The sequence below is a fragment of the Candidatus Poribacteria bacterium genome (assembly GCA_009839745.1).
In the GTDB taxonomy this organism is placed as follows: Bacteria; Poribacteria; WGA-4E; order WGA-4E; family WGA-3G; genus WGA-3G.
The window spans coordinates 1-12788 of the sequence record VXPE01000054.1 but is presented as its reverse complement, the minus strand read 5'-3'; the positions used below and the strand labels follow the sequence as shown (position 1 = coordinate 12788).

Annotated in this window: 10 protein-coding genes; 5 read left to right on the top strand and 5 right to left on the bottom strand. The window is 45.9% G+C overall.

Annotation, left to right across the window (positions count from 1 at the left end):
* Positions 1–109 precede the first annotated feature (109 nt).
* From F4X88_09080 to F4X88_09070, 3 genes are all read right to left on the bottom strand, one after another.
* Entirely contained in the window at positions 110–1120 is a 1011-nt protein-coding gene (locus tag F4X88_09080) for a hypothetical protein (protein ID MYA56434.1), read from the bottom strand.
* Positions 1121–2152, bottom strand: a complete 1032-nt coding sequence (locus F4X88_09075) for a DUF368 domain-containing protein (GenBank protein ID MYA56433.1) — start codon at positions 2150–2152, stop codon at positions 1121–1123.
* A gap of 101 nt (positions 2153–2253) precedes the next feature.
* On the bottom strand, positions 2254–2916 hold the full coding sequence (locus F4X88_09070; GenBank protein MYA56432.1) for a glycosyltransferase family 2 protein: 663 nt from the start codon (positions 2914–2916) through the stop codon (positions 2254–2256).
* 130 nt (positions 2917–3046) lie between these two features.
* On the opposite strand from F4X88_09070, the gene F4X88_09065 reads away from it, so the two are divergent.
* From F4X88_09065 to F4X88_09055, 3 genes are all read left to right on the top strand, one after another.
* Positions 3047–6130: an N-6 DNA methylase gene (locus F4X88_09065; protein MYA56431.1), complete on the top strand. Its 3084-nt coding sequence runs from the start codon at positions 3047–3049 to the stop codon at positions 6128–6130.
* A 137-nt stretch (positions 6131–6267) separates the two neighbouring features.
* Positions 6268–7329 carry a tetratricopeptide repeat protein gene (locus tag F4X88_09060; GenBank protein MYA56430.1) on the top strand — a complete coding sequence of 354 codons (1062 nt, stop codon included), beginning with the start codon at positions 6268–6270 and terminating at the stop codon, positions 7327–7329.
* A 206-nt stretch (positions 7330–7535) separates the two neighbouring features.
* On the top strand, positions 7536–9155 hold the full coding sequence (locus F4X88_09055; protein MYA56429.1) for an AAA family ATPase: 1620 nt from the start codon (positions 7536–7538) through the stop codon (positions 9153–9155).
* A gap of 190 nt (positions 9156–9345) precedes the next feature.
* On the opposite strand, the gene F4X88_09050 is transcribed toward F4X88_09055, so the two are convergent.
* Entirely contained in the window at positions 9346–9954 is a 609-nt protein-coding gene (locus F4X88_09050) for a hypothetical protein (protein ID MYA56428.1), read from the bottom strand.
* Between the two features lie 6 nt (positions 9955–9960).
* Positions 9961–10593 (bottom strand): hypothetical protein, encoded by a 633-nt coding sequence (locus F4X88_09045; protein MYA56427.1) that lies wholly within the window; start codon positions 10591–10593, stop codon positions 9961–9963.
* A gap of 1308 nt (positions 10594–11901) precedes the next feature.
* Between F4X88_09045 and F4X88_09040 the strand changes: the two genes are divergently transcribed.
* A complete protein-coding gene (locus tag F4X88_09040) occupies positions 11902–12282 on the top strand; it encodes a transposase (GenBank protein ID MYA56426.1) in 381 nt (126 codons plus the stop codon).
* The gene (locus F4X88_09035) at positions 12228–12758 is read left to right on the top strand and encodes a transposase (GenBank protein ID MYA56425.1); all 531 of its coding nucleotides are present in this window, start codon (positions 12228–12230) and stop codon (positions 12756–12758) included. The genes F4X88_09040 and F4X88_09035 overlap by 55 nt, the downstream gene beginning before the upstream one ends.
* Positions 12759–12788 lie beyond the last annotated feature (30 nt).

Genomic DNA, 12788 nt, shown 5'->3' with positions numbered 1-12788 from the left:
CGCTGGGCATTGTTCCAAATGTAAAGCAAAGACAAATTATGCCATTTAAGGCATAATTTCGTTCCACAACGGTTTTCAGTTAATTCCAACTCGGATAGGGATATGTACATTATTTAAAAATTCTCTCGCCCAACATGAGTTTTTCGCGTAAAGCTCTGTAGTAACTATGGTTCTGTGAACGGATGAGTTGAATTGTTCGTTCCGCTTTTTTCACGCTGATGACGGCACCCGCGGTGAGACTGTAGGTCTCGCGTTGACCGTCCACAAAAACATCTACACTCTGGTATGCAGCGCGCATTTTGACGGTTATTTCCGCAGCACCGTCAGCGATAAAGGGGCGCACTGTCAAGCTATGGGGTGCGATGGGGGTCAGCAGAATCGCCTCCACCTGTGGGGCGACGATAGTCCCAGCACAGGAGAGCGAGTATCCGGTCGATCCGCTCGGCGTTGCGATGATCAGCCCATCGGCGTTATAAGGTATAAAGAGTTCTCCGTCGACGTAAGCATCTAATTCAATGAGATGCGTGTAGTGCCGAATCACAACATCGTTGAGGGCAAAAGTTTTAATGTTACCTTGCGGTTCAGTCAGCTGGGTTTCATGTGTGACGTGTCTTTCTGTATATCCGTCCTCTGTCTGGGCGAGGTCACCTCGTCCCTGCGCGTTACGGGCTGCGTTTTTGGTGTTAAGGGTCCCTTGCAGTTCGTTGGCATCGGCTTGGAGACCGTTCACAATGACCTCCAACATCATCCGATGTTCTATCCGATAAGCCCCTGTCAAAAGGGCGGTCAGTGTCGGATAGAGTTCATCGAGGGATGCGTCTGTCAGGAATCCAAGCGTTCCGATGTTGATCGCTAAGATAGGCACATTTTCAATTTTCGGTGTATGCGCTGCGCTGAGGAGCGTCCCATCTCCGCCAAGCACGAGAAGCACATCGGCGTGCTCTACGACCTCTGTTTTGGAGATGCCCGTTTGCGGATGTCCTAAGGCAACGGCTTGTTCGTCTGATAAAAGTGGAACGGTGTCCTGTTCCTCTAACCACATAGACACGCCTTCGACGACACCCGCCGCGTTTGCTTTGGTCGTATTGACGAATAAACCGACGTTCTTTATTTTTTTCATCTAATTCTCTAAGCGCGTAAATAAGTAGATAACCCCACAACCGACAAAAAAAGCCGCCAGCGTGATAAGTAGGTTCATATCAAAGTGCGGTAAAATGTGAGCCGTGTCTATCCGTTCCCCATCTATCAGTGTGAACTCGCGAAAGGGCCATAACCCGTAAAGTGAACCTACCATCAGTCCAATGAGAAAGGCAATCGTCAGGTTGCGATAGTGTTCCAGTAGGTAGTTGAGCAAGCGTGTAAATGCTAAGAGTCCGAACAAGCATCCAACTGTTGTGAAACCGATAATGAGTAAACTTCCCAACAATGACGCCTCAAAAATCCCTTTGAGCAATTCTGGAATACTCTCTAACATTGTGTTTATCGCCGTCAAGAGGGGGAAATAGACCCCGAGTGCAAGCATCAGAAACGAGCCGCTGATACCGGGCAGAATCATTGCTGAAATCGCCAGCGCGCCGCTCCCAAAAAAAAGCACGAGTTCCCAGGACGTTGGCAGCGCAGTGCCGCGTTCGGATACCGCGCTCCCTGTCGTTGTTTCTATCCCAGATTTATACGCCACCCGATCTAACTGTTTTTCCGTTGTCCCGATAGACAGACTGAATATCAAGGCAACAGCGATCACGAGGACTAACAGTTCTTTCCAACCGAACGCCTTGAGCATACGCATCGGTATCAGGATAGAGATCAGAATTAACCCGCTAAAGAACCCGTAAGTCGCATCGTGGTGATGGTTTAATAGATAAACAATCAGTTTTGATGTGAGCAGCACGGCGGCGATCGCACCGATGCCTAACAGTGATAGAAAACCGAAATCAATTCGACGGAGTTCTGCCTTTGCGTCTTCCAGAGCGTTTTTTCGTAAGGTCGCACCTCTCAACAGTTTTTTTACCGTTGAAAGCCCGATACGCCGTAAAGCACCGATGAGCCGTTCATAGATACCTAAAACGAGGGCAAGCGTCCCGCCACTCATACCGGGGATGATGTTGGCGATACCTATCAGAAAACCGTTAATAAAGAGCCGAAGTGAATCCATTTTTTAATTTATTACTTCTGGGCGTTGCTCCATTACATTACGCAACGGTTTCCGGTAAAGTTAGTAACCTTTCCAAACCTAAAGCAGGGAAAAACGCTTCTTCACAAACTGCGAAGCAATAACTTTGTAAAGAGCCATATCTCTCGAAGCGGTTTGATGTGGCTGACTTCGTCACCATACCGTGTCGGAATCGGTAAACTTTCGATTCGGAACCCGAGCCGTCCTGCTTTTATCAGCAGTTCAGATTCCATTTCATAACGCTCTGTTTCCAAGTGAACCTGTCGCAGGACTTCAGCACGAATAAGCCGATATCCCGATTGAAAATCTGGCACCCGTTGTCCACACAACTTTGAACCGACATAAGAAATGAAGCAGTTATTAATCCGTCTGTGCAGCGGCATGGATGTCCGCAAATCCTTGGTTTCTCTTGCCCCTATGAGTATGTCCGGACCTCTATCGTCAAAGTGTTCCAAGAAACGGGGTATATCCGCAGGCTGATGTTGCCCATCGCTATCCATCGTGAAAACCAGCTCGTATCCGTGTTTGAGGGCATAGGCAAACCCCTTTCGTAAGGCGTTCCCTTTCCCACAGTTCGTAGCGTTCCGCAAACAGACCGCGCGACAGGCAACTGCGATCTCCGCTGTTTCATCTGATGAACCGTCATCAATGACAACAATCTCACTGATAAACGCAGAGGATTCCTGAATTATCTGTCCAATTGTTTTAGATTCATTGTAAGCCGGTAGCAACAGACATGCTTTCATATTTCTAAATATTATACGCTAAAAACGATTTTCTGTCAAACGATTATATATCTGTTTTCATTTGAAATCTATTGTGGATTTGTGTATAATACTTGACATACATTTATTATTTAAGGGCGAAAATGGAGCAATGCTAAACATCAAACCGACGCACAAACCGATAAAAAACTTTTACGCCGAACTCAAACAATACGAAAGTCTCGGCGCGACAAATGAAACCGAAGTCCGACTCGCCTTTGCGACGCTCCTCCAACACTACGCCCGACAGAATAATCTAACACTTATCTGTGAGAAATCGCTCCGAACCCCGCAAAACAGGACGATTTACGTCGATGGGATGCTCACCGATAACGACTTCGGCTTGCCACGCGGCTACTGGGAAGCGAAAGACCTCCACGACCCCTTCCCTACAGTGATTAGAGAGAAATTTGATGTAGACTATCCACAAGATAACATTCTCTTTACGACCCAAGAACGCGCCGTTCTCTATCAAGATGGACGAGAGGTCATGGATGTAGATGTCGCCGACCCAGAAGCATTTATCCGAGCCCTTCACACCTTCTTCAGGTACGAACAAACAGATATTACCAATTGGGAACGTGCCGTTGTTGAATTCAAGGACAGAGTGCCAGCACTCGGCAAACGCGCCGCAGCACTCATCCAAAACGAAGGGGAGATCAACGCACGATTTCAGGAGGCGTTTGCGGATTTTTGCCGCCAGTGTCAGGAGGCGATTAATCCGAACCTCTCAAAATCTGCTGTGGAGGAGATGCTCATCCAACACCTCTTAACGGAGCGAATTTTCCGCACTGTTTTTGACAATCCCGATTTCACACGCCGAAATATCATCGCACGTGAAATTGAAAATGTGATTGATGCCCTCATACAGCAATCCTATAACCGCTCCGAACTCCTCCGAGAACTCAACCCATTCTACAGGGCAATTGAACGTGCCGCCGCAACCTTCATCGACTTCTCGCAGAAACAGCACTTTCTCAATACCGTATACGAGCAGTTTTTTCAAGGCTTCTCTGTCAAGGTTGCGGATACACACGGCATCGTCTATACACCGCAGCCGATTGTCAATTTCATGGTAAAGAGCGTTTCACATCTCCTTGAAACCGAGTTTGGACGTTCACTTTCGGATACAGGGGTTCACCTCATCGATCCATTCGTCGGCACCGGCAACTTCATCGTGCGGCTCATACAAGAAATCAACAAAACCGCACTCAAAGCGAAATATAGCAATGAACTCCACTGCAATGAAGTCTTGTTGATGCCGTATTACATTGCGAGTATGAACATTGAGCATGAGTTCTATGTTGCCACAAAACAGTATCAGCCTTTTGATAATCTCTGTCTTGTGGACACCTTTGATTTGACAACAGAACGTCAGTTATCCATGTTCGCACCAGAGAACACCCGTCGGGTTGAAAAACAGAAGCAAACCGAGATGTTTGTGGTAATTGGCAATCCACCCTATAATGCGCGCCAGATGGATGAAAACGATGCCAACCGGAATCGGAAATATCCTGTGTTGGATAAACAGATTCAGGAGACGTATGCTCAAGCCTCCAGCGCGACGAACAAAACTTCACTCTATGATCCCTATGTCAAAGCAATTTTCTGGGCATTAGATCGGATTGAAGGGGAGGGGATTGTCGCATTCATAACGAATCACAACTTTATCACCGGTCAGGCATTCGACGGGATGCGGAAACACCTCGCTGAGGCGTGTGATGCGATCTATCTGCTGGATTTGGGGGGCAATGTCCGTAAAGGTCACGCAGGCGATTCCAATGTCTTTGACATTCAGGTAGGGGTGAGCATCAACCTGTTTGTGAAAAAGCATCAAGACGGTAAAGGACCTGCCCGTATTTTTTACAACGTCGAGACCGCTGAGATGAACAAAGAAACAACGTTTGAATTTCTGGACACATGTGAACACGTCGGCAGTGTCAATTGGCAAACGATTCAACCCGATGCACGCCATACTTGGCTCACCGAGGGGCTGCGTGAGGATTTTGAAACCTTTGTGCCAATCGGAAGTAAGGCAGCAAAAGCAGAGAAGGGTGAGGTTTCAGGTGTGATTTTCCATCAATTTAGCAGTGGGGTAAAGACAAATCGTGATGCATGGGCGATCAACTTTGATCAAGACACACTCGCCACAAACGTCCAGCGAATGACAGAATTCTATAATACGCAGGTGTTTAAGTGGCAAGGGATTGTGGACAAATCAGGTATAGACCTTGATGATTTTGTGGTGTATGATCACGAGAAAATTAGTTGGAGTTCAGGTTTAAAACAAAAACTGATGGGTGGATATATTGCAGAATTCACCCCAGAAAAAGTAAGGAAGACACTCTATCGTCCATTCACAAAATCGCGATTTTACTTTGATAGATTCATGGTAGAGAGGGTGTACGTATTTCCTTCAATCTTTCCTACACCTGAAACTGAAGCAGGGAACCGAGTCATTTGTGTCAATATTTCGCAAGAGAAACCATTTACCTGTCTCATGACTAATTGCATTCCTGAGCATATTATGACAGGTGGTTTCGGCTCAGCTGGCCAATATTTTCCTTTTTATATCTACGATGAAGACGGCACAAACAGACGGGAAAACATCACAGATTGGGCATTGACGCAATTCCGGGAGCGTTATACAGACGAGCAGGTTACCAAATGGGATATTTTTCACTATACCTACGCACTCTTGCATCATCCTGTGTACCGCGAGCGGTATCAGGTGAATCTCAAACGGGATTTACCCAATATCCCGTTTGCCCCTAAATTTTGGGAATTCGTTGAGACGGGAAGGCGGTTAGCGGAAATTCATGTCCACTACGAAGACCAACCGCAGTATAACTTAGACCTGATTGAAACACCAGATATGCCGCTGGATTGGCATGTAGAACAAATGCGGTTCTCCAAAGACAAAACACAGATAAAATACAACGATTTTCTCACACTGGCAGGGATCCCCGCAGAGGTATTTGAGTATCGGTTAGGGAACCGCTCAGCGTTGGAGTGGGTGGTCGATCAGTATCGCGTAAAAACAGATAGACGGAGCGGCATTGAGAATAATCCGAACCGCGCGGATGATGAGAAATACATCGTCGATCTCATTCGGAAGGTGATCAGTGTAAGTTTGGAGACAGTGGGGATTGTTGAGAGGTTGTCGGCATTAGATATTGACAGGGAGGAATCATAACGCTTATGAAAATTGAGTTTATGCAGAACAGCAAGAAAATAATGACCTTAAAGCCTTTACTGAAAGACATCTTCAAGAACTTAACAATTCAACATCGCAAACCGATGAAACATGATAAACAGAGGTAGGCGTAAATAATGTCAACATTCAGATTTGGGAAAAATAACCTTTTGCTCACGGACATCGTGCCAAGTATGCCCCAATTGTTGGATAACTCTAAACCTGTACAAACGCGCACATCCGAATCAACTGTACCCGCTCCGTATCCCGAAACTGCTTATCAGTGGTTAGCGAGGGTATTAGATGGATTAATCGATTTCGGACGACGGCATGGACATTACGGTATCATTGAACTGACCGAAGACGAGTATCAATGGTTGGACGATGTATTAGAAGAGTTAATCTATTCCATTGGTGAAGATGAAAACCACCCCTTAGCACCACTGATGGAATTCGTTATTCGGCTCATTGCCAACTATGAGGATAAATACGTCCCAAAACTGACAGAGTTGTTTCCAGGATTGGCAGAGGAGGCACCTGTTGAAGTTCCTAACAAAAACAGCAACCCGCCACCTTACGCCTCAGAACTGAGTGATAACGAACTTGCTGCGCACGGATTCTTCTCGATCGGTTGTCTTCTCTGGGAAGGTGGGAAGACAGAAAAAGCACTTTCTGCTTACGACACCGCAGTTCGGTTGCAACCAAACTATGCAGAAGTTTACAACAACCGAGGCAATATCAAAAGTAGATTGGACTCGCGTGATGCTGCCCTTGACGATTACGGTGAGGCGATTCGTCTCAATCCGAATTTCGCTGAAGCCTACAGCAACCGGGGATCTACAAAATTCAGACTCGGCAAGCACGCTGCAGCGCTTGCTGACCTAAACGCGGCGATTCGTCTACAACCTAATTTCATGAATACTTACGCCAATCGCGGTGTGGCACAGTTGGGTTTGGGCAACATTGACGCAGCAAAATCGGATTTTCAGGTTGCTTTAGAACTGGTAGAACAACAAGAGAACGATAACCTCAAAACCTTTGTTGAGGAGCAGTTACAACAACTCAATCAGGCAGCCTCAAAACAAAACAACAAGAAACCGCGCCGCGGTGGACAGTGGAAGGGAAAAGTCAAAATAGCCGAAGACTTTGACGAACTCCCTGAACCTTTTATGGAATCCTTTCGGCGGGAAGACGAATGAAATAGCAGAAAAATAAATCCCCATCTTTTTCCATACGTGATATACTAAAGAAAACGCTTATCACACAAGGTAAAGCCGCTTATGAACTTTCCAACGCTGTCAACGTCAAAACGTATAGAGATGCTCCAACTCCCGACGGGGCAGATCCGCATGGTCCTTGACACTGACACCTAATAATTGTCAGTCCATAATTCCGTTTACAAAACTTGCGGCGGGAAAAGGAGGATAGAAAAGTGAGATGGTTTGAGACCCGCGGGCCTGTCTATGTTGAGGATAACTACGTCGTCGCACGCACTGAGGAACTTGCGGATTTTGTGGACCGATTAAAAAAAGGCAGATATATCGTCCTTTTTGCGCCGCGCCAGACAGGCAAGACAACCTTCTTCCAAAATGCGCTCAACACGCTTGAAGACCAAGAGCGTCTCTATTTCCCAATACACCTTAATTTTGAGGGATACGTGGACAGTAATGCCCCTACTTTTTATACGTCCCTCTGCGAAGAGATATGCAAGCAAATTAAAAAGGTCTTTCAAAAACGCCAAGAGGCTCCCTCCGACAGGCTCAACCGTTTCTTAGCGAACGCGAAGATAACCGAACACATTTCAATGCGAATTTTTTTTGAAGACCTTGGGCGCCTGTTGGAAGAGCAACGGTTCGTTCTGATTATCGACGAGTTTGACGGTATCCCCCAAGACGCGATCAGAGGATTTCTGCACTCGCTTCGCCATATTTACCTCTCTGGAAGGACGCGATGCCCACACAGTGTCGGCATCGTGGGTGTCAAGAGCATCACACAACTCAACTACGACAGATCCGTCTCCCCATTCAATATACAAGACGAGTTTCACTTACCCAACTTCACCTGCCAGCAGGTACAAGAACTCTTGGCACAGTATACCGATGAAGTCGGACAAGCCTTCGCGCCTGAGGTTACTACCGCCATTCACAGACAAACTGCCGGACAACCTTTCCTCGTCAATAGGTGCGCCCAAATTCTCACTGAGGTGTTACACATCCCGAAAACCGAAATGATTACGATGACACACTTCTCTAAAGCACATCGGCAACTCCTTGAGGAACGGAATCCTAACATTGAGCATCTGCTTACCAATATCCGCAGGGACCGCCAGTTTGAAAGTCTCCTGATGCGGATCACTTCTTATGAGAGGGGTTTACATTTCAATCCAGATGATGAAATCATAGCGGAACTCGCTACGTATGGGGTCATCGCAAAAAGTGCTGATGGGATGTGTGAGATCGTCAACCCGATCTATCAGCACCGGATTCTGCAAGCCTTCAAGCCGTTGTTTAATGGGTTAGAGGGCGAGTACTTCTCCGAAGAAAACGGGGACGATTTTATTGATTATCTCACCTCTGACGGCGCGATTGCACTGGAGGCCCTCCTTGATAACTTTCAGGCGTTCATCGCCCGTGCTGGGTTCCGTATTTTGCAGGTGCCGAATACACCCCAAGAATACGTCGGTCAATACCTACTTTACGCCTATCTGGATCACTTTATCCGCAGCGTCGGTGCGGATATGTTCCTTGAAGTCCAAACCGGGCGCGGCAGAATGGACCTTATCATTCTCCACAACGGTCAGAAATACATCGTTGAGACGAAGATATGGGAAGGCGAGCGGCGGTATCAGGCAGGGAAAAAACAACTATCGAGGTATCTCAAGTTAGAGGGAGCGAGAGAAGGTTATTATGTCGTGTTTGACCATCGTGCTACCCCGGAACCCCGTGTCGAAACGGAGACCCTTGAAGGCCTAACGATTCGGAGTTACGTGATTCCGGTACTGCAGACGCATCCCTCATCGGTTTAGATACCTATGTGGCTTTCTCCTGATAGAATATAAGGTTTCACCTCAAGAGGATAAATAAAATCGGTATTGTGATAACATACGGTTATTACAAATACCGCTGCGGTGAACAAAATTCGTTCTATTTCACCCTTCCACCTTTAGCCTAAAAAATTTGATGAATTCACTCAAGGGAATTACCAGGGATTCGCCGTCATTCAGGCGCGGATCCATTATCATTTTCCTCCCAATCGTTTTGGTACCATCTGGGTCGATCATCATAACTTGCGTCTGCGTCAGCGGGGGGAATTAGCAGAGGTTCGCCGTTATTCAGGCGCGGATCTATTATCGTTTTAGTCCCATCTGGATCGATTATCGTTACGCTAATACTGCCGCCATCGTCAACACGACTAAAATCTATTATTTTTTTTCCGGTGTACCTGAATACAGGTAGATCAGAGGAGTATCCCAACTTCTCGTCTCTTTTTTTGCTTTCTTTTTGGCGTTTGAGTGCTTCCGCAGTGGATGGAGACTGATATAAGTGGAACTCTGCGCTAAAGAAATCTATCGCCTCATCACGCGTAAGTGGAGTGCCGCTTAATATTTTTTGGTGTAACCGCATATACGTTCGAACTTGCGGAATATCCCCAAATTTCTTGATGAGAGGATTGTGCGGGCTGGGATTTTCCGGATCATCCTTGAGTGGATTGACGAGGATAAAAGGTTCTTTGGCATCCTGGGTATCAAGCGAGGTTGTGTTTTGACTAGCACCACAACCTGATAACAAGAGTGTTAGCATAAAAATCCCAAGTAATGTTTTCATCTAATTTTACCTCACGAGTTTAGTCCCTCTTGGATACTGAGTGGCTCTTCTCTCTAAAAAAATATCGAGCGTTTTCTGAGTTTCTGGATGAGGGAAGAGATGCAATTGGGCAGTCGTATAATCAATGCGTTCATCCAAGGTGAGATGCTCATTTTTAAACATTCTCCGTTTCAATGCCATAAATGTGTGGACCTCTGGAATGTCTCCAAACCGTTGAAGTAGTCCCTGGAGCAGCATGTCTGCGAGTTCATCCGGGTCCATTTCGTCGGGATGTACCTCAAGCCTCTGCTCGAATGAGGGGCTGGTGTGTTGATGTGCGGGCTCGTCTATATGTACAGCATCAAATCGCCAATCATTATTAGGTTGAGATTCATCATTAGGTTGAGATTCATCATTGGAGGGTAGCTGCGCGGAGTCTGTGCGCTCTTCGACAATGACTTCAGGCGCAAATTCGACGATATTTGATGGAGCCGCCTGTACAGGTTCGTCATGATGATGAGAATGCGTTTCAACAGTTTGTTTAACAGTTGGCAGTTTGGGCAGGTTGTTGATAAATCTTCTTTTATCCCACTCTGTGTAGACCACAAAACCGCTTAGAAAAATAATAAAAATGATAGCAGCGACAGTCAGTTTTTTCATCTAAATTCTCCTTTGAATCTTCGCGTTGATGCAGAGGTTCCGTTGTTCTCGAATCAACGCGAAGATTATAAGCATTTCACCCAATAGATGACAGCTTGGGTAACACTTAGTAGCAGGAACTACAACTTGAATAGACTCTCGTCGCGGAGTCATACTCTACGTCATCTGTAGTATAGTAATGGCTACGTTGTGTTTACATTCCATCATCAAAATCGTCCGGAAGTCAGTGCCTATCAGAATTTACGTCTATAGATCAAATGGATATTGCAGAACTATGGAAGCCTTGCCATGACTGGATCCGGAGCCACAATGTAAACACTACCTAGCGTGAACAGCCTCATCTTCATGTCCACTCCACGGCTGTACCGGAAAAGCGGTCGTCACTGTAAAACTTCTACAAAACGCCATCCACGCCCCATCCCGTTCATAGCAATCTACGTTAGTGTGCTTTACAATATAATAGCTAGGAGTTGCCGCTACCTGCGGGTTAAATAGCATGAACGCCATAAATCCTAGCACGAGGACACAGACAGCGAAAATCGATTTGGAGGTTAATCCTTTCATAAAATTTTCCTTTCTGCTCTCCGAAGGAAAGCTGGATTTTAAGCAACTTAACTGTTAGGACTTACGCAGATTTCTCTTTTGTAACACAAACTTATGAAGTTTCACTAAATATTTCGGTAATTCTGTATTTCCCCCGGCCTGGTAGGTGCGGTTTCCAACCGCACTGGATTTGTTTTAAAAATTACCGAATTAATAAATTAATCTTCATTAGTTTGTGTTAAGAGCCTGCCTCCGTTTTACGAAAATTCACATCTCACAGAACTATCTACAGTCAAGCGTACGTAACTTCTGTCACTTTATCCGCTTTAAGCAAGTTTCGTGCCAATGGGCTAAAAAATAGCATTTTCTTGACCAAAACCGCTGATATTCCAAAGATATTTTCGGTATAGAACGTTCCAAAACCCGCGTCTCCACAGGGGTTATCCACCTCTACACATTATCTCTGACTTTCGCTTTAAAAGTTTATTTTCCTGAAAAAAGCAGATGACTTCGGTATCCGCGGTCTGTTGACGACACGCAAAAATTGTATGTCAACACGCAAAAATTGTATGTCAACACGCAAAAATTGTATGTCAACACGCAAAAATTGCGTCACTGGAGATTCCGTGCGGCTGGCACGCGTCTTTTCTTGTGAAGTCATATTGAGTAAAAAGTAGAAATGTAGTACAATAGTGAAAGAAAATGTGAGACTTTATGTCCTTTCTTTCGAGTTGATAACGATTCTTTTCTCGCTGAGGTCTTCTCATGACAAACACCCCCGAAAAGCAACCGAGATACAACGGTATTCCCAAGCAGGTGTCCCGCAAGGATTTCAATCGCTATATCTTGCCACATCTCAAGAAACGCTTCAAAGGACCAGAGCCGAAACTCTCTTTCTACAAGATATTCAACTATATCCTCTATGTCCTACATACCGGCATTCAATGGAATCAGCTCCGAACCCGGCGAAATGAAATCCATTGGTCTAACGTCTATAAATGGCAGAATCGCTGGTCCAAAGATGGTTCGTATGAGAAACTCTTTGAAGCCTCGGTGCTACACCTACTCGAGACTGACCAACTTGACGCGACGTGCCTTCATGGAGATGGGTCAAATACGGTCGTCAAAAAAGGGGTGATGGCATAGGATATTCAGGACACAAACACCAGAAAGGTGAAAAAGAACTGACGATCACCGATAATCATGGGTTCATCATCGCACCCATAACGACCCAACCTGTCAATAAGCATGATACAACGATTTTGCCCGAAGCCTTCAGCGATATGAGTGCCTTTAGTAAACGCATTGGCATGGATCTTTCGGGGTCGGCTCTCACCCTTGACTCGGGGTTTGATTCTAAGGCGAATCATCACCTGATTACAGCACATGGACTGATCCCCGTGATTTATCCCAACCGACGCAATGCTAAGGAACCTATCGTCATTGCCCGCATGTTTCGTTGGTTTCGCAAAGAGATATACAAAGACCGATATAAAGTTGAGCGAACCTTCGGGTGGCAGGATACCTATCGAAAACTCGCACTGAGCTACGATACACTCAAGGAGACCCGTCTGGGATTTCGTCTTTTAGCGTATTCTAACGTGAGTTTGATAAATAATTGAAGAGTGTTTGTATGAAGAGAACCCCTTTGG